Source organism: Pseudoalteromonas sp. ECSMB14103 (assembly GCF_000813065.1).
GTDB classification, from domain to species: Bacteria; Pseudomonadota; Gammaproteobacteria; order Enterobacterales; family Alteromonadaceae; genus Pseudoalteromonas; species Pseudoalteromonas marina.
In genome coordinates this window covers 363532-386973 of sequence record NZ_JWGY01000002.1, presented here as the reverse complement: position 1 = coordinate 386973, position 23442 = coordinate 363532, and the positions used below count along the sequence as shown (strand labels likewise).

Here is a 23442-nt window from a genome sequence, read left to right as displayed (position 1 = left end):
TTAATACGAAATAAAATACAAGCCATAGCCAACTCCGAGTGCAGGAAGTGCGGTATATAAAGTAGCTATTATTGCGGCTTTGGGGGCTAACGCAATTGCAGGGAATAACGCATCTCCGTCGTTTGAAATTGCATTGGCTGTTAAAGCGCTAAATGGAATAATACCCTGTATATAAAGCGTGGTGACTATTATTTGCGGTCCACAACCGGGTAAAAAACCAATGATCACAGCAATCAGCGGTGCTAAATAAGCGTAGTGGGCAAACCATGTTTTTAAATCAAGTCCGGCTACATTCACGAGTATTTCAAATAACATAAACGACGCCACTACCCATGCAGTCACAAAGTGTGTGTCTTGGAGCACTTTAATTACTTTAGAGGGTGGATTGCATTCATCCTCTTCACTGGTAATTTGTTTATATGTTTCGCCCTTAGACGAGTAAGCCCATACCGTTACGATAAATAGAGCCATGCCCGCACCAAATAAATGTATTCCAGTGTTTGTGTACTCTCCAAATTGGTTAAAGTCCACGTTAAATGCGATTAAAACAGCGATAATTAAACTTGGAAAAATCGCTAACATCCAAACAGGTTTACTGACTCTAATAATGCGGGTAGGCAATATTTTAACTTGGTGCGTTTGTTCTTTTAAAGAAGGGCGTAAAAAGTCGTGTTTATGAACTGTATTTACAAAAGCACCACATATAGTTCCAACAACTAATCCTATAGCCATTATTACAGCTCCCTCAGTAGGGCGTGTAGCTAAAAGTAAAAATGCAGCATCGCCCATTGTTGCTGTCAGTACGGCAACAATAGCACCAAAGCTTGCTTGGCCTTTGGTAAATTGTGTAACCACTATTATAGCGCCCCCGCAGCCGGGTAAGGCACCTAGTAAAGCCGCAAAAAAGACCTCTAAAGCCGGTGACTTGGCACTTAGATAACTAAGCTCCAACTGAGGTAAACGCTCAATAGCGTAGTAATAAATCAGTAACGTAGCAGCAACAAATACACTGACTTGAAAAAACGCGTCGCTTAGTGCGGTAATTGCAATATCACGAAGTGATGGCACAGCAAAGCATACCAACAAAAAAAGAGGGAGTAATAAGCGTTTATTTTGGCTAACAAAGCGTTTTGAAGCGGGCGTAATTAGTCCTATTTGTGTAATTGAGTTCATACAGTGTTACCAAATTAATAAACAGGGCAACACTGTATAATTTTGGTAAATGATAATCAATATCATTTACTTGTATTTAAACCGATTACTCACATTGAGTTTTTCGATATTAAAACCTTGGCTATTTGCGTTGAAATTCTGAGTTTGCATTCCAAGTAGGCCATTGCTCTTGCTCAGAAATATCAAAACCTACTTTATAAAATAATTGTAAGTCTTGAACAGCGCCCGATAAATCCCACTCATCGCGGTAACGGTCACAAGGCTGGTGGTAACAACCGCGTAATACTAGGCTCATTCGCTTGCGATAATTGGCTGTTTCTTCATCCGCTGCTTGAGTACCACCACCAGCGTACATTGCAGGTATGCCCATATTGGCAAACGCAAAATGATCAGAACGGTAATAACCACCCGACGATGGTTTAGGATCGCCTGATAAAGTTCTACCTTGATCTTTTGCTGCATTAGCTAAAAACTCATCCATTTGAGATTTACCAATGCCTACCACACTCATATCTTTTACTTTGCCTAATAAATTTAAGCTATCCATGTTGATATTAGCAACCGTCTTGTTAGCTGCAATAACAGGGTTTGCGGCGTAATACTTAGAGCCAAGTAACCCTTGCTCTTCAGCGGTTACTGCTAAAAATGTCATTGAGCGGCTAGGGTGCTTTGGCAATTTAGTAAATGCCTCTGCAACTTCTATTAAGCCTGCAGTACCCGTTGCGTTATCGTGAGCACCGTTATAAATTTGGTCACCTTTGCGGCTTGTATCTGTGCCTAAGTGATCCCAATGCGCTGAATATACAACATGTTCGTCCGGCGATTCGCTGCCCGGTAATGTCGCAATAAAGTTGTAAGACACTGACGTTTTAATTGTATTACTCACATTAACAGAGGCGGTTAAATCACCCATATCGACATGATAAGCACCTTTTGCGGCATTTTCTTTAACGGTATCGAAATCTATACCAGCTTTGCTGAAAAGCTCTTTAGCCACATCACTAGTAACCCAGCCTTCTACAGCAACACGGTCCATATTGTTGTTTTCTTTTTGAAAACCAAATTGCTCGCCACTCCACGAATTTTCAACAACCGACCAAGGATACGAAGCGGGTGCTGTTTCGTGAATAATTATAGCGCCTGCAGCACCTTGGCGACTTGCCTCTTCATATTTGTAGGTCCAACGACCGTAATACGTCATTGCATCGCCGGTAAATAAAGCAGGATCTTTAGTTGCAAAACCAGGATCATTTACAAGCATGACCACGGTTTTACCTTTAACATCAATTCCTTCGTAGTCGTTCCAGTTATACTCTGGTGCATTAACGCCGTAGCCTACAAATACGAGCTCAGAGTTTTCAATGCCTTCTTTTTCACTAATGCGGCTACTGCCCATAACCATGTCTTTTTTGTATTGGTAATCTTTGCCACCAATTGATAAAACCATGTTTGAATCAGCTTCTAGTGATACAAGGGGGACTTCTTGTAAAAAGCTATCACCATTGCCAGGCTCAAAACCCAATGCTTTAAATTGGGTTGTTAAATAATCTAATGTTAGCTTTTCGCCAGGTGACGAAGGCGCTCGGCCACCAAATTCGTCAGATGCCAATACTTTTATGTGTTTTGCTAACTCATCGGCTTTAATACTGTTATAGCCATTAGTTACATCTGAAGGAGTTATGCTTGTTGCTGCACAGCCAGCTAAAACAGCGCTGGCAAGAAGTGTGAGAGATAAATTGCGTTTCATATTAACTCGATTATTGTTTTAAGATTAAATAAGTATATTAACTTCTATTAAGTAGGGCTAGCTTTTGCGGTAAACTGTTACAAAATTAAAGGCCTATACAAGTTAGAAATTTATAATAATGAAGCGTTTTACTCCTCCTGAACAATGGCAACCCAATTGCCTAAAAACGGGTGCATTTAATCACCTAAACAGCTTGTTTAAACTTAATGAGCAAACTCAATGGCCTTCACCAAAATGGTTTACTCCATATTTAAATGCAACGAACGAGAATAATTTACCGATACAGTTTGTTGACGATGCACAAATAGACTTTGCGGAGCGCTATTACGAACAAGTAATTTTTGAAACGGGTGAAGTACCCACACGGACAGAAAATTGGCACGATCTATTCGGTGGTTTTATTTGGTGCTTATTTCCTAAAACAAAATCACTTATAAATCATCGGCATGTTCAGGACATTGCCGAATATGGTTTAACTAAGCGCACCAAACACAGAAACGCACTCACACTATTTGATGAATGTGGTGTTGTACTGGCCATTAGTGACAGTAAATGGCAAACCTGGCTGCGCGATCATCAATGGCACAAAGCATTTGTAGAGCACCGCCATGAGTGGGGAGAGTCAATTCAGGCTTTTATGTTTGGTCATGCCAATTACGAAATGTTGACTCGCCCCTATATAGGGCTAACAGGAAAAGCATTATTCATAAATGTGCCCGATGAAATATTTTGTAAAGATTTAGCAATGCAATACCAGTACCTTGATCAAGTACTTTATGAGAAGATTAAAATAGAACATTGCTTAGCCGATAACTCACACCTTTCGCCTTTACCATTATTAGGTGTGCCTGGGTGGCATGAAGATAATAAAAACGACACATTTTACAATAATACGGATTACTTTAGACCCAAACGAAGGATATGCGCATGATAGAAGTTGCCGGGCTTAAAAAACGTTTTAAGCTGACGAAAGACCATAAAAAAAATAAAGTAGACGATATCGACCCGCGTGAAGATAAAGACTACTTTCATTCAGTACGAGATGTCAGTTTTCGCTGCGCTGAAGGCGAAGTATTAGGGTTGTTAGGCCCAAATGGCGCAGGTAAAACAACCACCTTAAGAATGATCTCAACAGCCTTAAAGCCTGATGAAGGCTCTATTACAATTGATGGCAACGATATTGTTAAAAAACCTCTTTTAGGGCGAAAGTCTATTGGGTTTTTATCAGGCTCTACTGGCTTGTATGGTCGTCTGACCGTTAAAGAAAACATAGAGTACTTTGCAAAACTTCACGGGATGAAAAAAAGCGATATAGCATCACGTTGTGATGAGCTTTTTACATTACTCGATATGCATAAATTTATAGATAAACGCGCTGAAAATTTATCAACTGGTATGAAACAAAAAGCAAATATAGCCCGTGCAGTTGTACATCGCCCAAAAGTAGTTGTGCTCGATGAGCCTACAACAGGCCTTGATATCATGACCACACAAACAGTAATCGAATTTATCAAAGGTTTAAAAGCACAAGGCACACCGGTTATTTTTTCTACCCATCATTTAGATGAAGTCGCATTGTTATGTGACCGTGTAGCGGTAATTAACGAAGGTATAAGCTGCTTTGATGGCACAGTTGAAGAGTTTATACAAGCCGGAAACAGTGAAGAGTTAAACCAAGCGTTTATGAACATATTAACGGAGAAGCATAATGTTTGAAGTATATAAAAAGGAATTAAAAGAGCTCCTTCGCGACAAAAAAACGCTTATGTTTGTTGTGGCGCTGCCAGTACTTATTTTCCCAATAATTTTTGCCGTTATGGCTTTTATTAGTTCGCAAGCGGCACTTGAAGCTGACCAAAAAGTTAATACTTACGTAATTATTAATGGTGAATACGCACCAGAATTTACCAACAAAGTGTTTTACCACAAAAGCTTTGAACTTTATAAGGGCAGTAAAACCTTTAATACAATAGAAGAGCTCAAAGCTGGTGTTACTGCCGGCGATATAGATATGGGTATTTATTTGCCAAGTAACGCAGAAGATACACTCGACAGTGGTGAACAAAGCAAATGGGAAGTGGTATTTAACGACGCAAAATCAATAAATTTTTTATTTGATCGGGTCAAAGAACTAGCTCAAGAATACAGCGACGTATTGCAAGCCAAAAAATTAAAAAGCTTTGGGATAGAAGAGTCTACGCACAAAGCTATCCTTACCCCTATTGAAGTTGTTAAAGTAGATACGGCCGATAAACGTGAAAACTTAGGTGAAAAAATAGGTGGCTTTTTACCATATTTACTTATTCCATTGGTATTAATGGGCGCTACATATCCTGCAATTGACTTAGGGGCCGGTGAAAAAGAGCGCGGCACACTAGAAACACTCTTACTTACACCCATAACACGCACAGAGCTGGTATTAGGTAAATTTATAACATTACTGACCACCTCTATTGCATCAACCACTATTACGGTTGTGAGTATGGGGTGTTGGGTTGCTGTTGCACTGGCGTTCGCAGACTTAGACTTTATAAAAACGGCATTTAGTACTTTGGCGGTTACCGATTTGCTGATGATTTTTGTATTATTACTGCCATTGGCTGCCATATTTTCTTCTTTAGCGTTAGCTATATCTATTTATGCGCGTACGTTTAAAGAAGCACAAAACTACATGGCTCCTTTAAGTATGGGGGTGTTTTTCCCTATTATTATTTCAATAATGCCAAATATGGAATTGACTGCTAAAACCGCGTTTATTCCGGTAACCAACGTTGCATTAGCCATTAAAGACATAATTAAAGGCACTGTAGATTACACGTTTGTAGGGCTCATATTTTTAGCAACCGCTCTTATTGCGGGTGCGTTACTCGCATTTTGCGTTAAATGGTTTAACCGAGAAGATGTACTATTTAGATAGTGTGCTACTCATCTTTAAAAAGCATCACTTAAGTGATGCTTTTTTGTTTGAGACCGTCAACAAGGATTAAAATTTATGACTTGGTTTAAAGTCAGCAATTACGCTGCCGACTTTTTAGGTTTCGCATCGTCATTACTCATTAGTGGCGATGAAATGTTAGATATGTCGGCGCTGTCTAAAACTGTGTGTGTATCTGACCAGTGAAGCAGTTCTATTTTTCCATCGGCTTGTTCCACTAAGGCGGTGCAGTTTTCTATCCAGTCGCCGTCGTTACAATACACTATGCCGTCGCACACTTTTATTTTAGGGTGGTGTATATGCCCACAAATAATCCCATCTACTTTTTGTTTTTTTGCTTCATGAATAGCAGCGTCTTCAAATGCATTTATTGCTTCGCGTGCCTTATGAACTCGTGCTTTTATCCACGACGCTAACGACCAGTAATTACCCCCAAACAACTTTCTTATTTTATTGCTCCAACGATTTAAAAATAAAAGCAAATCGTAGCCTGCATCGCCTGCAATGCTAATAATTTTGTTATAACGAGTTGCGCTATCAAAGTCATCGCCGTGAACGAGCAAAAAGCGTTTATTGGCTTGAGTTACATGAATATACTGCTGGTGGACCTCTATGCCAAACAGGGTTTGATTTATATAGTTTCTAAAGGTTTCGTCATGGTTTCCTGGTATATAAATTACGCGTGTTCCGTTGGCCGCTTTTTGTTGAATGCAATTAAGTACTTGATAGTGAGAGGGGTGCCAATAAAATTGGCGCTTCATAGACCATAAATCAATAATGTCGCCAACTAAATATAAAACGTCAGTCTCAACAGCGCTTAGAAAATCGAGTAAATAATCAGCTCTACAATCTTTATAGCCTAGGTGAACATCTGATATCCATATAGCAGGGTATTTAGCCTTTTGTTCAGCACTTTTCATATTGTCCCTCGTTAGTTTTGTTAGCTATAAATTACTTTAGAGAGAAAAAATGACAGTGATACGACATTTTTAGTAAAGCTATATGACACAAAATTTAGGCATAAAAAAACCGCTTAAAAAAGCGGTTTTTGCATTCACGTTATTGAATAACGAATAAGTGTTTAGGCTTGCATAGCTGCTTTAATGCTTTCAATAGCGGTATCTATGTCAATCATTAGCTTTTCACCTGTGCGACGATTTTTAAGCTCTACTTTATTTTCGTCTAGGTTACGTTCGCCAATTACAAGTGTGAAAGGCACACCTACAAGCTCCATATCATTAAACATGACACCTGGGCGCTCTTTTCTATCGTCAAATAACACATCCACACCTGCATCTTTTAAACCTTGGTAAAGGCTGTTTGCAATATCAGGAATGCGATGCGACTTGTGCATGTTCATTGGTACAATAGCAAGGTCGAACGGAGCAATAGATTGTGGCCAAATAATACCGTATTTATCGTTGTTTTGCTCAATAGCAGCAGCCACAATACGCGATACACCTACACCGTAACAACCCATGGTCATTACTTGGTTTTTGCCATCTTCGTTTAATACGCCTGCTTTCATGGCTTCTGAGTATTTTGTGCCAAGTTGGAATATATGTCCTACTTCAACACCACGTTTAATTTGTAATGTGCCTTGGCCGCAAGGGCTAGGATCGCCTTCTACAATGTTACGAATATCAGCAACGTCGTAGTTAGTTACATCACGGTCCCAGTTTATGCCGCTAAAGTGTTCGTCGTCTTTATTAGCACCGGCTACAAAGTCAGCCATTACGTTGGCTGTGCGGTCAACAATAATTGGCATTGTTAATCCTACAGGACCTAGTGAGCCAGGTTTTGCTCCGATTGCAGCAATGATGTCTGCTTCTTTTGCCATTTCAAGCGGTGAGTCAACCAGAGGGTGCTTTTCCGCTTTCAATTCGTTTAATTCGTGATCGCCACGAATAACAAGGGCAACTAAACCACGTTGTTCGTTTTCATCTGGGGCACCATAAACGATTAACGTTTTAACACTACGGTGCGGTTTAACACCGTAATGCTTTTTAAGTTCTTCAATTGTTTTAGCATCTGGAGTCGGGAACGCTTTTAATTCTTTTGTAGCATCAGCACGAGGCTCTGTTGGGGCAAGGGCTTCGGCTTTTTCAATATTAGCGGCGTAATCACTACCATCGCTAAATGCGATAGCGTCTTCACCTGATTCGGCTAAAACATGGAATTCATGAGACACGCTACCACCAATAGACCCTGTATCGGCAATTACTGGGCGATAATCTAGGCCTAAACGTTCAAAAATATTACAGTATGCTTTGTGCATTGCTTGATACGTATTATTTAAACATTCTTCACTCAAATGAAATGAATAAGCGTCTTTCATGGTGAATTCACGTGCGCGCATAACACCAAAACGAGGGCGTCTTTCGTCACGTACTTTAGTTTGTACTTGATATAAAGTAAGTGGTAACTGTTTATAGCTATTCACTTCTTTGCGAACAAAATCGGTGATTACTTCTTCATGTGTTGGACCAAGTGCAAATTCACGATTATGACGGTCTGTAAAGCGCATTAGCTCTGGACCAAACTCGCTCCAACGGCCTGACTCTTCCCATAAATCAGCAGGCTGTATCACAGGCATCAGCATTTCTATTGCGCCTGCTTTGTCCATTTCTTCACGAACAATGTTTTCAACTTTACGCAAAACGCGTAAACCAGAGGGTAACCAAGTGTATAAACCCGAAGCGACGCGACGGATCATACCGGCTCTAAGCATTAACTGATGCGATACAATTTCAGCATCTGAAGGCGTTTCTTTAAGTGTTGCGAGTATATATTGGCTGGTACGCATTATTTTTCCGAAATAGAGTAATATGTTCTTTTAATAGAGCTTAAGTTTACCAGCGGTTGCTTTTACACAAAAGCGCTAAGTGAGTTATTTAGCTTTTTTCTATACTTGTTACTAGGTTGTGCTCGCCATTAACTTGCCAGCGTATATTGTAATCATACAATGTCATTCCATAGCTCTGCTCGCCGTCTTTTTGTTTTTTGTAAGCAGGGCGTGGATCTTGTTTTAAAACATTACTAATAAAGTTTAATAAATCAGGGTATTGAGTTTGTTGCTCAATGAATAAAGTCACCTCGGGGGTAAACTCTACACTCATTTGTGTTTCTGGGCGTGTATCTGCAAAACCAGCACTTGCGTCAAGCATAGCATCTGAGTAAGGCAAGTAGGGTTTTATGTCAATGATGGGCGTGCCATCAAGCAGGTCGATTCCGGCAAGTAATAAACTGAGTTGGCCATTTTTATATTCTATACCCTCAAGCTTTACTGCACTCATACCAATGGCATTTGGTCTAAAAGTAGCACGAGTAGCAAATACACCTTTGCGTTCATTACCGCCTAAGCGAGGAGGGCGTACCATGGGCGAGTAGCCTTTATCTGCGGTTTCATGAAAGCGGAACAATAACCAAATGTGGGTAAATTCATCAATACCGCGTACAAATTCTTCGCGGTTAAAATCAGGCGCAAAAATAAGTTTTGCTTTGGCTTCAGGTACTAAACGAGGTTGTCTTGGTATGGCAAACTTTTGTTTATAAGGAGATTGTATGTGGCCAACGGCCGAAATGCTGTAGTCGCTCATGTCACTCAAGTACAAATAGAATAGGCTGACATTCTACCTTTATTTGCAGGCCATGGCATCACAGCAGAGCAATTTATTTAATTAGACTGATAGGTTTAAAATTGCTTTTAGACTGAGTGGTTTATATAAAGCAGAAAAAGGTAAGCCTAAGCTTACCTTTGTTAAACAACCTGTTATAGTTTAAAACATGTATTGCAGTGACACTGATGCTACATCCATATCAGGATCAATATCGTCGTCTAGTTTGTAACGCTCGTACTCTAAACGCATTTGCACATTGCTAGAAAAAGCAAATTCTAAACCAGCACCATAAAATGCATCACCGCCGTCTTGTGAAGTAGAAACGCTTCCAACAGGGAGTTCTTGTTTTATATCTGCATCCCATTCTAACCAACCACCTTTGGCATAAACCGAAAAGCTCTCAGTTAATGGGATACCTAAACGCGCGGCCAATGACACACCGTCAATTTCAGCTTTGCTATCAATATCGCTAACTTCATCAAAGTTTTGATAAGCCAGCTCTACACTTAAATATTCATTAAATTGCGTACCTACATACCCTTTGAGCATTTGTGCGTCATCATCAAAATCAGTATCGTTTTCACTGTCTTCAAACTCAAAAGAGTACTGTCCGTAACCTATACCGGTATAAATACGTGGAGAATCAAAATCGGAAATATCTGCCTGCGCCGCAGAATTAAAACCAAGTGTTGCTAGCGCTAGTGCTGAAAGTGAAAGTGATTTAATCATTAAATAGCTCCTTTAAAAAATAAAATGGTTTGATTTTTCAAACTTCAATTACTTATTTGCAGTGAACATGCCAATGATTAAATTGATTACTAAAACAGCTGAACTAGTATTTTTGGATTAGTTATTTGGGTTGTTTAGGTTTTTTATTAAACAAATCGCTAACTGCTAAGATTTAGCGATTTTAAATAAATTGTATTTTTTACAAAGCATTAGGTGATTTTTACAGTACAAAAATTAGCTAATGTCTAATTACACTTGATGAAGTAAGTTTTCGGTTTCAATCGCAATTTCTTTCATTTTAATTGCGTAGTTTTCTAATTTTATATCTTCATTGGAGACTGCTTTAAACTCTGGCACTGCAACGGGGTAACCCGTTTCATCCATGGCAACAAAGCTTATTACACAGTGATTTGTTTCAACCATGTTCTGTGTTTTAGGGTCGCCACACCGAACTTGTATAAATATTTGCATACTTGTTTTACCGGTATGTGCAATTTTAGCTTCCACTTCTACTATTTGACCAACCAGAATAGGGCGTCTAAATTTAACACCTGCCACCGATACGGTTACACAATAATGACCACTCCAGCCTGCAGCACAGGCATAGCCAGCTTGGTCAATCCACTTCATAACCACACCACCATGTACCTTCCCACCAAAATTAACGTCGGTAGGTTCTGCTAAAAAACGAAAAACAACATTTGACGACGGCATAAGCTTTACTCTTTTTATTAGTTATACAATCAGCATAGCGCAAAAAAGGGGCCGAAGCCCCTGCAATTTAGGATATGTTTATAATTTATATGTAAAAGATATTACATATTGGGGTAATTAGGGCCGCCAGCGCCCTCTGGGGTAACCCACGTGATGTTTTGGCTCGGATCTTTAATGTCACAGGTTTTACAGTGAACACAGTTTTGTGCATTTATTACAAACTCGTTGTTACCTTCTATTTCTTGCACCTCATAAACACCTGCTGGGCAATAGCGCTGCGCAGGTTCATCAAATTTCACAAGATTAACTTTTATTGGTATTGCTGTGTTTTTAAGTTTTAGGTGACAAGGTTGAGACTCTTCATGGTTAGTGTTTGATAAAAACACACTTGAAAGTTTATCAAAACTAAGTGAACCATCAGGCTTAGGGTAAGCTATTTTTTCAGCAATGTTAGCATCAACCAGCGTAGAGTAATCTGGTACATCATCTTTAAAGGTAAATGGTAAAGCACCGTTGAATACATTTTGATCGAGCGTGTTATATGCACCCCCTAAAAATTTACCTAGCTTATGCATAACCGGACCAAAATTACGAGATTGATAAAGCTCTTTATAAGCCCAAGATTGTTCAAACTGCGTGTGGTAATTTACTAAATCAGTATTAGCTTGTTCATTTTCTAATGCTTCAAAAATGACTTCAGCGGCTATCATGCCCGATTTCATTGCTGTGTGATTTCCCTTAATTTTTGCAAAATTTAATGTGCCTGCATCACAGCCTACTAATAATCCGCCAGGAAAATGCATTTTAGGTAAAGAGTGTAATCCACCTTTTGCAATAGCACGCGCGCCATACGCAATACGCTCACCGCCTTCAAGTACGTGTTTAAAAACAGGATGATGTTTCATTCGCTGGAATTCATCAAACGGGCTTAAATGCGGGTTTGTGTAATTTAAATCAACAATTAAGCCAACAACGACCTGATTATTTTCGCTATGATACATAAATGCACCACCGCTCGTATCACCACTTAACGGCCAACCTGTGCCATGAACTACTTTACCTTGTTGATGCTTAGACTCATCTACTTGCCATATTTCTTTAAAGCCTAAGCCATAATGTTGAGGCGATGAGTCAGCATCAAGTGCAAACTGGTTTATAAGTTGTTTGCCTAAATGGCCCCGGCAGCCCTCAGCAAAAATAGTATATTTAGCTCTTAGCTCCATGCCTGGCATGTAGCCATCTTTTTCATTACCATCTTTATCAACGCCCATGTCACCCGTAACAATACCTTTTACTGCGTCGTCTTCAATAATAAGTGAATGTGCGCTAAAGCCTGGAAATATTTCTACGCCTAAACTTTCAGCTTGCTCTGCTAGCCAGCGGCATACGTTACCCATTGAAACAATGTAGTTACCATTATTATGAAATGTTTTAGGCGTAGCAAAGTGGGGGATTGATGTTGCTTTTTCTTCGTTATTAAACCAATAAATTTCATCCTTTGTAACTTTCGTAGTTACTGGCGCACCTTGCTCTTGCCAATTTGGTAGTAATTCATCTAACGCTTTTGTTTCAAATACAGCGCCCGATAGAACATGCGCGCCAACTTCTGAGCCTTTTTCTACAACACAAATCATGCACTCTTGTTGTTTTTCTTGTGCAAGTTGTGCGAGTTTTATTGCACTAGCAAGTCCCGCAGGTCCAGCGCCTACAACAACTACATCAAATTCCATGGTTTCACGTTCGACCATAATAACCTCTTTATTTATGACGGACTCACTCAATACTGCCTCAGTATTTGAATAAGGTATTCAGCCTATTTACTACAATGCCAATTTTTCGTTACAGGCTGTGAATAGTTAAAGGTTATTTTAGGTTGACGTTTACGTCAACAGGAAGTAGTCTGATTTCATAAAATAAATAGGTTGACGTACACGTTAGGTTGTAGGTTTAAATAATTATGGAGTTCCTATGAAAGTTCTTGTACCAATAAAACGCGTTATAGATTACAACGTAAAAGCGCGTGTCAAAAGTGACAACAGCGATGTAGATTTAACGAACGTTAAAATGGCGATGAACCCATTTTGTGAAATTGCAATTGAAGAAGCTATTCGCTTAAAAGAAGCCGGTACAGCCACTGAAGTTGTAGCTGTTACTATTGGCGCTAAAACATCGCAAGAACAATTACGCACAGCGCTTGCACTGGGTGCAGATAAAGCAATCCACATCGAAACCGATGAAAAATTAGAGTCATTACACATTGCAAAATTACTCGCAAAAATTGTACAGCAAGAAGCGCCAGAACTTGTTATTTTAGGAAAGCAGTCGATTGATTCAGACAATAACCAAACGGGTCAAATGCTTGCAGCATTAACTAATCGTGGGCAAGGTACGTTTGCGTCTAAAGTGGTCGTCGCTGATGGAAAAGTAAACGTTACGCGTGAAGTAGACGGCGGTTTGCAAACGGTCGCGCTTTCATTGCCAGCCATTATCACTACAGATTTACGTTTGAACGAACCACGTTATGCATCACTACCCAATATAATGAAAGCAAAACGCAAGCCGCTTGATGTAATAGCTGCAGACTCTTTAGGTGTAGATTTAACACCTCGTATTCAGCTTGTTAGCGTAGAAGAACCGGCTAAACGTAGTGGTGGCATTATTGTAGAAGACGTTGCACAACTTGTAGAAAAATTAAAAACAGAGGCAAAGGTGATTTAAATGAAAACACTTGTAATTGCAGAGCACGACAACGGTGCCTTAAAACCAGAAACCTCAAAAACAATTAATGCGGCTATTCAAATGGGTTTTCCTGTTGATGTATTAGTGGCCGGTGAAAACATCGCCAATATGAGCGAGACTATTTCAAGTATAGAAGGCGTTGCGAGTGTGCTTGTTGCAGATAATGCAGCTTATGCACACCAACTAGCAGAAAGCATGACCGATTTAGTTATGTCGTTAACTGACAACTACAGTCATATTGTGGCAAGTGCAACTACCACAGGCAAAAATTTTATGCCACGTGTTGCTGCCCTTTTAGATGTAGCACAAATATCTGAAATTATTGATGTAATAGATGCTGATACGTTTAAACGCCCAATTTATGCCGGTAACGCTATTGCGACTGTTAAATCACTTGATGCTAAAAAGGTGATTACCGTACGCGCAAGTAGTTTTGATTTACAAGGCGAGCAAGCCGCTGTAAGCATTAATACTTTAGATACAGTATCGGACTCACAGTTAAGTACGTTTGTAAGCGTTGAGCAAACTGAGTCAGAGCGCCCAGAGCTTACCGCTGCTGAGGTGGTTATATCTGGTGGTCGTGGTATGCAAAATGGCGAAAATTTTGCGTTATTAAATGGCGTTGCCGATAAACTAGGTGCCGCAATTGGTGCATCGCGCGCTGCGGTAGACGCAGGCTTTGTACCTAATGATATGCAAGTAGGACAAACAGGTAAAATTGTAGCGCCTAACTTATACATCGCAGTGGGTATTAGCGGAGCCATTCAACACTTAGCGGGTATGAAAGACTCAAAAGTGATTGTTGCAATTAATAAAGACCCCGAAGCACCTATTTTTCAGGTTGCAGATTACGGACTCGTAGCCGATTTATTTGATGTGTTACCGCAATTAGAAAGCGCACTATAACCATTTATTAAAACTTATTCTGGTTGAAAGTCGTGGTGCTTGATGGGTGCTGCGGCTTTTTTTATACGTTAAATTTTAGCCATAAAAAAACCAGCCAATTGGCTGGTTTTTAATTTTTAACAATTTACTAAATACTAATTTAGTAAGTTGCGCTGCCTTTCGTTCGAGGGAAGGCGATTACGTCACGTACATTGCCCATACCTGTTACATATGCAACTAAGCGTTCAAAACCTAAACCAAAGCCTGAATGTGGCACACTACCGTATTTACGTAGGTCGCGGTACCAGCTGTAATCTTCTTTGTTTAAGCCCATTTCTTCAAGGCGCGCATCAAGTACGTCAAGTCGCTCTTCACGTTGAGAACCACCAATGATTTCACCAATACCCGGTGCAACTACGTCCATAGCAGCAACGGTTTTGCCGTCTTCGTTTTGGCGCATGTAAAATGCTTTAATATCACGTGGGTAGTTTTTAATTACTACCGGTGCTTTAAAGTGTTCTTCTGCTAGGTAACGTTCGTGCTCAGACTGTAGATCTACACCCCATTCAACATCAAACTCAAATTTCTTACCGCAGTTTTTAAGAATTTCTACTGCATCTGTGTAATCAACTTGTGCAAAGTCTTTTTCAACAAATTCTTCTAAACGGCTAATAGCAGTTTTTTCGATACGTTGAGCAAAAAACTCCATGTCGTCACGGCGCTCTTCAAGTACCGCTTTAAATACGTACTTAAGCATGTTTTCAGCAAGCTTTGCAATATCTTCTAAATCTGCAAACGCTACTTCAGGTTCAACCATCCAAAACTCAGCCAAGTGACGTGAAGTATTTGAGTTTTCTGCACGGAAAGTAGGGCCAAACGTATAAATTTTTGACATTGCAGACGCGTAAGTTTCGCCGTTTAACTGGCCAGATACAGTTAAGAATGCTTCTTTTCCAAAAAAGTCTTCACTGTAATCAACATCGCCTTTATCTGTACGCGGTAAGTTTTGCATATCAAGTGTAGATACACGGAACATTTCGCCAGCGCCTTCACAGTCACTTGCTGTGATAATAGGTGTGCTGATCCAGTAGTAACCTTGCTCGTGATAAAAACGGTGAATGGCTTGTGCTAAACAGTTACGTACACGTGTTACTGCGCCAATCATGTTAGTACGTGGGCGAAGGTGAGCGTGTTCACGTAAGTATTCAATGCTGTGGCGTTTTGCCGACATTGGGTATGAATCTGGGTTTTCTACCCAACCTAATACAGTGACCGTATTCGCTTGAATTTCAAACGATTGGCCTTTACCCGCAGATTGAACTAAAACACCAGTAACCGATACAGAACAACCGGCTGTTAAGCTAGTAACTTCATCATAATTATTTAGTGAATTAGGAACTACCGCTTGAATAGGATCAAAACACGAACCGTCATGAACGGCTAAAAATGATATTCCTGCTTTTGAATCGCGGCGAGTACGGATCCAGCCTTTAATTGTTACTTGGCTGTCTACCGCAACATTGCCTTTTAATAGCTCTGAAATCGCTAAATGGCTCATCTTCACTCCAATGATATAAGTTGCCTAACTTTATTTATTTAAATATGTACAGTATATAAACCATATTTTATTTATAGATGGTGCTGTACTAGAACCCTGTATCTTACCTAGTAAAGTAAAATAAAAAAACTATTGCGGGCAACTCTTTATAAGTTTTTATCAATGCGGTTTATTTTTAGTCGATTTTTAGGCACAAATGACTAAGTTTGTAATTTGCTGCTCTGAAGTTTAGCGATTTTGTGGCATTATATATTTTTTGATTACTCAATACTGACCATTACTTTAGAAATGGATGCTATGAAACAAGTTTTTATTTTACGTGGACTACCTGGAAGCGGTAAGTCGTATTATGCACAAAATTTAGCAGACGAATTAGCGACTGCAGATGAAAGCCAATACTTAATTTGCTCAACAGACGATTATTTTTTAAATGAGCAGGGCGAATATCATTTTGATAAATTTAAATTACCGCAATACCATAATTTAAATTTAGCGCGTTTTATTCAAGCGCTCGCACAAGATATTCCGCTCGTGATTGTAGACAACACCAATATAAAAAAATGGGAGTTTGTTGCATACACTCAAGCAGCTGTTGCCTTAGGTTACCAAGTTAAAGAAGTGATAGTGGGTGAAGTAAAAGATAAATCTATGCAGCACTTATACGCTAAACGCAATTCGCATAACGTGCCGCTTAAAACCATTAGTAAAATGGCGTATATGTTTGAATGGTAGTGTTATAGTTTAGACAGTAAGTCTAAATTATTTTGAGTTATAGCATCTAAATGAGCAGTGATTTTGTCACTGCTCCAATCCCACCATGCAATAGATAGCAGTGCATTAATCGTTTTATCGTCAAAACGCTGTTTGATTATTTTTGCTGGATTACCACCAACGACAGCATAAGCTGGTACATCGTTGGTCACTACCGATTTACTAGCAATGATAGCGCCACTTCCTATTTTTACCCCTGGCATAATAGTGGCGTTATAGCCAATCCACACATCATTGCCAATTTCTGTATTTCCTTTGAATGGTAAGTCACCTGGTTGAGGTGCAGACTTTTCCCATCAGTTACCAAATATAAAAAATGGGTAGGTAGAAAAACCAGTACTTTGATGATTAGCCCCATTCATTATAAAAGTTACATCTTTTGCTATGGCGCAAAACTTCCCAATAATAAGTTTGTCGCCAATAAAATCGAAATGATAAAGTACGTTTTTTTCGAAGTGTTCAGGCCCATTAGGGTCGTCGTAATACGTATAATCACCGACTTCTATATTAGGCGACGTAATAAAATTTTTTAAATAACCTACTTGAGGAAACCCTTGCATTGGAGATGGGTTATTTGGATTTGGTCCGTTCATAGTTCCCTCTAAAGTAAAATATTTAATGCGCTAGTTTTTAAAAGCAGCCAGCGGATGAGAGGTACTTAGCGAAACATGTACGTTGTCACCAGGGTGTACAACCAGTTCATGACTCACGCGGCTAGTGACTACTGTACCACAGGCAAGTTTTATAGCGCATAATCGACTACCGCCTTCAAAGCGTACCCAAATAACCTCGCCATTATTACCTATACTGCTTTGTACTAATAATACATCGTCGGGTCGAAGCAATACATCAACATTGCCTTGAGCGCAGTCAACACCATGCGCGGGCACATTACCAATATCGGTAAGTGCTTGGCCGTTATTTAATGTGCCTTTTATAAAGCTAGCTTCACCTAAAAAACGCGCAACAAAGCGGTTTTCTGGGGTACTAAAGCATTTTTCGGGAGTGTCAATTTGTTGTATTTGCCCACCTTTTAAAACACCAACACGATCCCCAACCGATAGTGCCTCTTCTTGGTCGTGGGTAACCCAAATAGCAGGTACACCTGCATTTTTTAGTGCGTTTCGGATATCCCAACGCAGCATGTCTTTTAACGCCGCATCTAGATTCGACAGCGGCTCATCAAGTAATACAAAGTCAGGCTGGTGAGCAAGAGTACGTGCTAATGCAACACGTTGCTTTTGACCGCCAGACAGGGTCGCAGGTTTCTTAGTTCTAAACTCTTCAAGACCAAGTAGGTTAATCCATTGATCTGCAACGCTGTGATCTTTTAATTTAAAACAAATATTTTGCTCAACCGTTAAATGCGGAAATAACGCAAAGTCTTGAAAAACCATACCTACACTGCGCTTCTCAGGAGGCACTGATTTATTACGGGTTGCACGCCATTTATCTGCGTTTATTTCACCTTCAGAAATAGGTATTAAGCCTGCGAGTGCTTGTAATATTGTACTTTTACCGCAACCGGTGGGGCCTACAAGCATTAGGATTTCGTTTTCACCAAGCGTTAAATTCAAATCGCTCACAACGCGATTACTGCCATAATCTATAGACAACTGACTTACAGATAGCATTTACTTCAAATCCTTAATGTTCAAACTGATTACGTTTTTCGCCAGACATCATAATAGCTAAACCACAAGCAGAGATCACCACTAATAACAGCCCAGGTATAGCGGCACGGCCAAAATAGCCAGCTTCGTAAACACGCCATAAATAAGTAGACAGGGTTTCAAACCCAGTAGGGCCTAGTAATAAAGTTGCCTCAAGTTCACGCATTGACTCTAAAAACACCAATGCACCACCAGCGACGATACCACGCATGGTTAAAGGCAAAGTAATACGTGTGAAGGCTTCGCGCGGGCTTGCACCAAGCACTCGAGCAGATTTTACCAAGCTAGGGTCTAAATGTTCGGTACTAGTACGAATTGAACCGACCGCGAGAGGCAAAAAACGTAGCATGTAGGCAATAATAAGTAATCCCAAAGTTTGATACAAAAAAGGTAATTGCAACCCGCCATATACCAGCGCTGTACCCATTACAATACCGGGTATACCAAAGCCAAAGTAAGTAACGCGCTCCATAATTCTGCCTGCTTTGCCACTGAGAGCCGCGTGCGCAACAGGGACCGCTACTATTACTGCAACAATAGCAGCAAGTGCAGACGCATAGGTTGAATGCCACGCAATGGTAAAATCAAAATTACTTAAGCCATCTCGTGCAAGCCATATAAAAAATATTGCCAAGGGTAAGCCGATCGCTAGCAACAGCACAGGAGCGAACAGAGCAAATAACGCACTCAATTGAAGTTTACTTGGGAATAAAATAAGGGGGCGGCCATGACGCTCACTCGCTGTTTTTATTTGCGACTCTACAAGTAATAAAAAACCTACAATAACCATTAATTGAAGCGACAGCATCGCTGCGCGACCCAATTCAAACGCATTGTATTCAACATAAATAACACGGGTGAACGTATCAAGTCTCATCATGGCTGGGGTGCCAAAGTCAGATAAAGTATAAAGTGCCACTAATAACGACCCAGCAGCAATGCCATTTACCACGCGGGGTAGAATAACTTTGAATACACTTTGCGTCATCGACATACCCAATGTGCGAGCTGCGTTTACCATGCTGGGGTCTAAACTGAGTAAAGATGATCGGGTAGTCATCATCACAAATGGAAATGTATACAGGGTCATAACTATTGCAGCGCCGGATAGCCCATACATAGACGGTGTTTCAAATCCGAGTAAATTATTTATTTCACCCCCAGGGCCAAATGCAGCATAAAGCGTAAACGCACCAATATAACTGGGTATAGCAAGGGGAGCGGCAAATAATACAAGCCATGCTTTTTTAAATGGTAAGTGTACATAGGCGCTCATAAACGCAAGTGGTACGCCGATTAAAATTGAGCCTAAAACAGTTAAGCCCATTAAGGCCAGTGTATTACCTAATATGGTTAAATTATGGCTATCAAAATAGGAACTTGAGTCACTAGCAAGCACCATTAATATACAAATAGGGGTAAGCGTAATGAGCGCTGCAAGCAGCGCCATTGGGTAAGATGGGGGTAATCGCATTATAAAACGCCGTTGCTGCGCATTAAGTCAATAGTGGGTCGCAAATCTGCAAGCTGTGTTAAATCAATTTTAGGTGGTGAAACACTCGAAAGCGAAGGTAAACCATCAGGCTGAGCAATACCGTTTACAAGGGGAATTTCGTAGGCTTCACGTGATAAATAACCTTGTACTTCTTTGCTGAGTAAATAGCGCATAAAGTTAGTTGCAAGCGGATCACTGTTAAGCGTTAATATACCCGAGGCGTTTACTAAACAGCCTGCATCGTTTTGGGTAAAGGCTAAATCAAGTTTTGCATCCGGCTTGCCTGATTTTAAACGTAAAGTGTAATAATGATTAGCAAAGCCAATATCAACTTCACCCCGTTCCACACCCATTACAACGCCTAATTCACCTGCGTATGTTTTTGCACGTTTTTTAACTTTTTTGAGCCATTTAGCCGTTTTATCGTCGCCTTGTAAAATACGCATTGCTGTAACAAACGATTGAAAAGACGCATAAGCAGGGGCCCAACCAATACTCAAGTCGCTGTCAGCAATTTCCATAATGCTGGTTGGAATTTGCTCTTTAATTAAACGCGACGTATTAAAAGGCAATGTGCGAATACGTCCCGTTACTGGCGCCCAGTCTTTATATTTAAATTGCGGCTGCAGTTGAGCCGATAAATCGTCTGGCAGTGGTTTCGCGAGGCCTGCATCGGTTACTAAACCAATTGCACCTGAGTCCACAGCCCAAAATAAATCAGCACGTTTAACACCCGCTTTGGCTTCTGCAACAATTGTGTTGGCAAGTGCAGCTGTTGGTCCGCGGCGAATAGCTAAATTAAAATCAGGGTTATTTTTTTGGATAGCTTGTAATACGTTTTCGTATAAACCACCTTCACCTCGGCCTAAATATAAGGTTAAATCACCTTTAAGCTTAGGTAAATCGTCAACCGAGACGGGGTTGGTTACTGTATTAGCAAAAGCTTGCGATAGAGGTAATGGCAATGAACCAATTACCCCTAATGCAGCTAACCCTTGTATAAAGGTTCTGCGTTCCACTAAAAAACGTCCTTACGGTTTTTTTCTGCTTTTTCAATTAAACGTTTGGCGCGGTCTAATTTTGTTTGCATGCTGGTAACTACATCGCGTACTTCATCAACACTTTTGTTATCTGCGATTGCTTTTGGAAGCGTGACGTTAAAATCTTTTTCAAGTGCCTCGACTAAGTTTGCATCTTGCTCGATAAGTGTTCCTTCAACGCCTTCGAATAAGTGTAGGTAAGTATCGTGAACAATTTCAGTGGCTTCGTCTTGAAGGCGTTCAGCAAGTTTTGCGATGACGCGGTCTAGTTTGTGCTTTATTTCGTCTATTGTTGCACTTTGTGTCATTTCTTTACTTGCTGTAGCTGTAACAGACTCTAACAACCCTTTTTGTTGAAATTTAGCCGCTAATTTAACAGCACCTAAACCTTGCCATAAAGCATTATTCATTGCGGTTTGTTGTACACGAACCTCAGCGGCTGCTTTACCACCGTCAATTGCCATTTTTACACCGTACAAACCCTGCCAAATAGAGGCATAAACAGGCACTAAATTAGTTTCAATTGCACTGTGAAATTTTACCGATTCCCAATATTCAATTAAATCGTCGGTATTTACGGCCTTAGCGCCTTTATTTTCGTAGGTGCTAACAAGCGTGTCTACTTTGCCTACCATCCACTCAACTTCTTCGTTATAGCTTTTAAGGTTAGCTTGAAGATGATTTACATGTTCACCAATAGGACCGTTAGCAAATACAGGTTGCGCAATAAACGCAGACGCTATTAATAAAGAGGCACCTAATGTTTTGGCTGGTTTAAAAAATAAGTTCATGAAAGAAGTCCAAAAAGGTAATTGTAAATGATAGGTATTATCATATCCGTAAATATTACGAAGAGCAATATACTAAAACTGCTAAACACGTATTTGAAGGCATGAGGACGAATTTAATTAATACAAATGATCTATATCAAGTTAAATTCGCTTTTTGCTTAAAATTAATGAAGCGATTAACTAATTAATACCACTATTAAACTTTAAAAAATCACTATGCTTTAGCGTAATGTTTGCCTTTAATTGCACTATAAATAGCATCGCAAAGCGTTTTAATGCTGTTTTCGTCACTTATATACGGTGGCATAAGGTAAATTAGTTTACCGAAAGGGCGGATCCATACACCTTGTTTTACAAAAAAGGCCTGAATAGTCGCAACATCGATATTACTAACCTCTTTATTAAGCTCTACAACACCTATTGCGCCGAGCACTCTTACATCAGCTACGTCTTCAAGTTCTATACATTTGTGTAATTGCTGAAGTTGATTATTTATTTCTTCTATGCGTTGTTGCCAGTTTTGCTCTAGTAATAAGTCTATGCTGGCACATGCAGCTGCGCACGCTAGCGGATTACCCATAAAGGTAGGTCCGTGCATTAAAACTCCGGCTTCACCTTCACTAATGCCTGTGGCAATTTTATCGCTCGTAAGCGTTGCCGATAAAGTCATTGAGCCACCGGTAAGTGCTTTACCTATACATAAAATATCGGGTTCGATATTAGCGTGTTCAACCGCAAATAACTTACCCGTACGGCCAAAGCCTGTGGCTATTTCGTCGCAAATTAAAAGTACATTGTATTGATTGCATAGCTGCCTTACGCAGGCTAAATAATCGGGATGATAAAAATTCATACCTCCCGCATTTTGTACTATGGGTTCAATAATAAAAGCAGCTACGTGTTGGTGGTTATTTTTAAAATACTGTTCAAGTTCAAGCGCTTCACTTTGCTCAAAAGTGCTTGAAAACTTACTGGTAGGGGCTGGTACAAATACGTGCTCAGGTAAAAAGCCCTTATATAGGCTATGCATAGAGTTAACAGGATCGCATACGCTCATTGCAGCAAACGTATCGCCATGATAACCCTTATAAGGGGTCATTAATTTTTGTTTTGTTTTAATACCTTGGCTTAACCAGTATTGCAGAGCCATTTTAATAGCTACTTCAACACTTACTGAGCCACTGTCAGCTAAAAATACTTTAGTTAAGCTTGGGGGGGTGATATCTACAAGTTTTTTACACAGCTCAACTGCACTTGAATGTGTGATACCTCCAAACATAATGTGGCTCATGTTATTAATTTGATTAACCATTGCTTTGTTAATAGCAGGGTGGTTGTAACCATGAATAGCGCTCCACCACGAAGCCATGCCATCTATAAGTTCCTCGCCTGTTTCGAGGTAAATTATATTGTGTTTAGCGTGGGTTACAGGGTAAACGGGAATAGGCTTTGTCATTGATGTGTATGGATGCCAAATGTGTTCACGATCAAAATTTAAGTCAATTGGGTGTTTATTGTACATATGTAAACTTTAACTGGGTGGGCTTCGTTGACAATGGTACTTGAAGTTTT

At 40.0% G+C, this 23442-nt stretch carries 20 protein-coding genes and 1 pseudogene; 6 read left to right on the top strand and 15 right to left on the bottom strand.

Translation table 11 applies throughout. The features are described from left to right. Both RF53_RS06855 and RF53_RS06850 read right to left on the bottom strand, forming a co-directional pair. Positions 1 to 1173, bottom strand: coding sequence for a putative manganese transporter (locus RF53_RS06855; protein WP_039037066.1), 1173 nt, complete (start codon positions 1171 to 1173; stop codon positions 1 to 3). Between the two features lie 121 nt (positions 1174 to 1294). After that, on the bottom strand, positions 1295 to 2920 hold the full coding sequence (locus tag RF53_RS06850; protein ID WP_039037065.1) for a M28 family metallopeptidase: 1626 nt from the start codon (positions 2918 to 2920) through the stop codon (positions 1295 to 1297). 118 nt (positions 2921 to 3038) lie between these two features. On the opposite strand from RF53_RS06850, the gene RF53_RS06845 reads away from it, so the two are divergent. Genes RF53_RS06845 through RF53_RS06835 form a run of 3 tightly spaced genes read left to right on the top strand, consistent with a single transcriptional unit; the run spans position 3039 to position 5837 of the window. Further along, entirely contained in the window at positions 3039 to 3851 is an 813-nt protein-coding gene (locus RF53_RS06845; RefSeq protein WP_039037064.1) for a DUF3025 domain-containing protein, read from the top strand. After that, the gene (locus tag RF53_RS06840; protein WP_039037063.1) at positions 3848 to 4636 is read left to right on the top strand and encodes an ABC transporter ATP-binding protein; all 789 of its coding nucleotides are present in this window, start codon (positions 3848 to 3850) and stop codon (positions 4634 to 4636) included. The genes RF53_RS06845 and RF53_RS06840 overlap by 4 nt, the downstream gene beginning before the upstream one ends. After that, positions 4629 to 5837, top strand: coding sequence for an ABC transporter permease (locus RF53_RS06835; protein ID WP_006793028.1), 1209 nt, complete (start codon positions 4629 to 4631; stop codon positions 5835 to 5837). Before RF53_RS06840 ends, RF53_RS06835 begins: the two co-directional genes overlap by 8 nt. A gap of 98 nt (positions 5838 to 5935) precedes the next feature. Here the strand turns inward: RF53_RS06835 and RF53_RS06830 are convergent, their stop codons facing one another. The 6 genes from RF53_RS06830 to RF53_RS06805 form a co-directional block, all read right to left on the bottom strand. After that, positions 5936 to 6775 (bottom strand): UDP-2,3-diacylglucosamine diphosphatase, encoded by an 840-nt coding sequence (locus RF53_RS06830; RefSeq protein ID WP_039037062.1) that lies wholly within the window; start codon positions 6773 to 6775, stop codon positions 5936 to 5938. A gap of 161 nt (positions 6776 to 6936) precedes the next feature. Further along, positions 6937 to 8661, bottom strand: coding sequence for a proline--tRNA ligase (locus RF53_RS06825; RefSeq protein ID WP_008131190.1), 1725 nt, complete (start codon positions 8659 to 8661; stop codon positions 6937 to 6939). An 88-nt stretch (positions 8662 to 8749) separates the two neighbouring features. Next, positions 8750 to 9454 (bottom strand): tRNA (N6-threonylcarbamoyladenosine(37)-N6)-methyltransferase TrmO, encoded by a 705-nt coding sequence (tsaA, locus tag RF53_RS06820; RefSeq protein ID WP_006793025.1) that lies wholly within the window; start codon positions 9452 to 9454, stop codon positions 8750 to 8752. A gap of 180 nt (positions 9455 to 9634) precedes the next feature. After that, positions 9635 to 10204, bottom strand: coding sequence for an outer membrane beta-barrel protein (locus tag RF53_RS06815; RefSeq protein ID WP_008131186.1), 570 nt, complete (start codon positions 10202 to 10204; stop codon positions 9635 to 9637). Positions 10205 to 10453: 249 nt separating this feature from the next. After that, positions 10454 to 10918 carry an acyl-CoA thioesterase gene (locus RF53_RS06810; RefSeq protein ID WP_006793023.1) on the bottom strand — a complete coding sequence of 155 codons (465 nt, stop codon included), beginning with the start codon at positions 10916 to 10918 and terminating at the stop codon, positions 10454 to 10456. 101 nt (positions 10919 to 11019) lie between these two features. After that, the gene (locus tag RF53_RS06805; RefSeq protein WP_039037061.1) at positions 11020 to 12666 is read right to left on the bottom strand and encodes an electron transfer flavoprotein-ubiquinone oxidoreductase; all 1647 of its coding nucleotides are present in this window, start codon (positions 12664 to 12666) and stop codon (positions 11020 to 11022) included. A 220-nt stretch (positions 12667 to 12886) separates the two neighbouring features. Between RF53_RS06805 and RF53_RS06800 the strand changes: the two genes are divergently transcribed. Both RF53_RS06800 and RF53_RS06795 read left to right on the top strand, forming a co-directional pair. Next, positions 12887 to 13636: an electron transfer flavoprotein subunit beta/FixA family protein gene (locus RF53_RS06800; RefSeq protein WP_039037060.1), complete on the top strand. Its 750-nt coding sequence runs from the start codon at positions 12887 to 12889 to the stop codon at positions 13634 to 13636. Further along, positions 13637 to 14563: an electron transfer flavoprotein subunit alpha/FixB family protein gene (locus RF53_RS06795; RefSeq protein WP_039037059.1), complete on the top strand. Its 927-nt coding sequence runs from the start codon at positions 13637 to 13639 to the stop codon at positions 14561 to 14563. It abuts the gene before it with no gap. Positions 14564 to 14702: 139 nt separating this feature from the next. Here RF53_RS06795 and asnS read toward each other — a convergent pair whose 3' ends face one another. Then, a complete protein-coding gene (gene asnS / locus RF53_RS06790) occupies positions 14703 to 16100 on the bottom strand; it encodes an asparagine--tRNA ligase (RefSeq protein ID WP_006793019.1) in 1398 nt (465 codons plus the stop codon). Between the two features lie 297 nt (positions 16101 to 16397). Here asnS and RF53_RS06785 point away from each other — a divergent pair, with 297 nt between their 5' ends. Continuing rightward, the gene (locus RF53_RS06785; protein WP_008131176.1) at positions 16398 to 16832 is read left to right on the top strand and encodes an ATP-binding protein; all 435 of its coding nucleotides are present in this window, start codon (positions 16398 to 16400) and stop codon (positions 16830 to 16832) included. Between the two features lie 2 nt (positions 16833 to 16834). Here the strand turns inward: RF53_RS06785 and RF53_RS19685 are convergent. The 6 genes and pseudogenes from RF53_RS19685 to bioA form a co-directional block, all read right to left on the bottom strand. Then, a pseudogene (locus RF53_RS19685) lies at positions 16835 to 17464 on the bottom strand (Vat family streptogramin A O-acetyltransferase). A 30-nt stretch (positions 17465 to 17494) separates the two neighbouring features. After that, the gene (locus tag RF53_RS06775) at positions 17495 to 18505 is read right to left on the bottom strand and encodes an ABC transporter ATP-binding protein (RefSeq protein ID WP_039037058.1); all 1011 of its coding nucleotides are present in this window, start codon (positions 18503 to 18505) and stop codon (positions 17495 to 17497) included. Between the two features lie 13 nt (positions 18506 to 18518). Then, positions 18519 to 20018 (bottom strand): ABC transporter permease, encoded by a 1500-nt coding sequence (locus tag RF53_RS06770; RefSeq protein ID WP_039037057.1) that lies wholly within the window; start codon positions 20016 to 20018, stop codon positions 18519 to 18521. Further along, positions 20018 to 21058 (bottom strand): extracellular solute-binding protein, encoded by a 1041-nt coding sequence (locus RF53_RS06765; RefSeq protein ID WP_039037056.1) that lies wholly within the window; start codon positions 21056 to 21058, stop codon positions 20018 to 20020. The genes RF53_RS06770 and RF53_RS06765 overlap by 1 nt, the downstream gene beginning before the upstream one ends. Then, positions 21058 to 21870, bottom strand: a complete 813-nt coding sequence (locus tag RF53_RS06760) for a hypothetical protein (RefSeq protein ID WP_039037055.1) — start codon at positions 21868 to 21870, stop codon at positions 21058 to 21060. The genes RF53_RS06765 and RF53_RS06760 overlap by 1 nt, the downstream gene beginning before the upstream one ends. A 214-nt stretch (positions 21871 to 22084) precedes the next feature. After that, positions 22085 to 23392, bottom strand: a complete 1308-nt coding sequence (gene bioA, locus RF53_RS06755) for an adenosylmethionine--8-amino-7-oxononanoate transaminase (RefSeq protein WP_039037054.1) — start codon at positions 23390 to 23392, stop codon at positions 22085 to 22087. Positions 23393 to 23442 lie beyond the last annotated feature (50 nt).

Excerpts from the sequence above, each read along its gene's own strand:
- RF53_RS06855 (WP_039037066.1), bottom strand. The coding sequence starts at position 1,173 with ATGAACTCAATTACACAAATAGGACTAATTACGCCCGCTTCAAAACGC.
- RF53_RS06850 (WP_039037065.1), bottom strand. The coding sequence starts at position 2,920 with ATGAAACGCAATTTATCTCTCACACTTCTTGCCAGCGCTGTTTTAGCT.
- RF53_RS06845 (WP_039037064.1), top strand. The coding sequence starts at position 3,039 with ATGAAGCGTTTTACTCCTCCTGAACAATGGCAACCCAATTGCCTAAAA.
- RF53_RS06840 (WP_039037063.1), top strand. The coding sequence starts at position 3,848 with ATGATAGAAGTTGCCGGGCTTAAAAAACGTTTTAAGCTGACGAAAGAC.
- RF53_RS06835 (WP_006793028.1), top strand. The coding sequence starts at position 4,629 with ATGTTTGAAGTATATAAAAAGGAATTAAAAGAGCTCCTTCGCGACAAA.
- RF53_RS06830 (WP_039037062.1), bottom strand. The coding sequence starts at position 6,775 with ATGAAAAGTGCTGAACAAAAGGCTAAATACCCTGCTATATGGATATCA.
- RF53_RS06825 (WP_008131190.1), bottom strand. The coding sequence starts at position 8,661 with ATGCGTACCAGCCAATATATACTCGCAACACTTAAAGAAACGCCTTCA.
- tsaA (WP_006793025.1), bottom strand. The coding sequence starts at position 9,454 with ATGAGCGACTACAGCATTTCGGCCGTTGGCCACATACAATCTCCTTAT.
- RF53_RS06815 (WP_008131186.1), bottom strand. The coding sequence starts at position 10,204 with ATGATTAAATCACTTTCACTTTCAGCACTAGCGCTAGCAACACTTGGT.
- RF53_RS06810 (WP_006793023.1), bottom strand. The coding sequence starts at position 10,918 with ATGCCGTCGTCAAATGTTGTTTTTCGTTTTTTAGCAGAACCTACCGAC.
- RF53_RS06805 (WP_039037061.1), bottom strand. The coding sequence starts at position 12,666 with ATGGTCGAACGTGAAACCATGGAATTTGATGTAGTTGTTGTAGGCGCT.
- RF53_RS06800 (WP_039037060.1), top strand. The coding sequence starts at position 12,887 with ATGAAAGTTCTTGTACCAATAAAACGCGTTATAGATTACAACGTAAAA.
- RF53_RS06795 (WP_039037059.1), top strand. The coding sequence starts at position 13,637 with ATGAAAACACTTGTAATTGCAGAGCACGACAACGGTGCCTTAAAACCA.
- asnS (WP_006793019.1), bottom strand. The coding sequence starts at position 16,100 with ATGAGCCATTTAGCGATTTCAGAGCTATTAAAAGGCAATGTTGCGGTA.
- RF53_RS06785 (WP_008131176.1), top strand. The coding sequence starts at position 16,398 with ATGAAACAAGTTTTTATTTTACGTGGACTACCTGGAAGCGGTAAGTCG.
- RF53_RS06775 (WP_039037058.1), bottom strand. The coding sequence starts at position 18,505 with ATGCTATCTGTAAGTCAGTTGTCTATAGATTATGGCAGTAATCGCGTT.
- RF53_RS06770 (WP_039037057.1), bottom strand. The coding sequence starts at position 20,018 with ATGCGATTACCCCCATCTTACCCAATGGCGCTGCTTGCAGCGCTCATT.
- RF53_RS06760 (WP_039037055.1), bottom strand. The coding sequence starts at position 21,870 with ATGAACTTATTTTTTAAACCAGCCAAAACATTAGGTGCCTCTTTATTA.
- bioA (WP_039037054.1), bottom strand. The coding sequence starts at position 23,392 with ATGTACAATAAACACCCAATTGACTTAAATTTTGATCGTGAACACATT.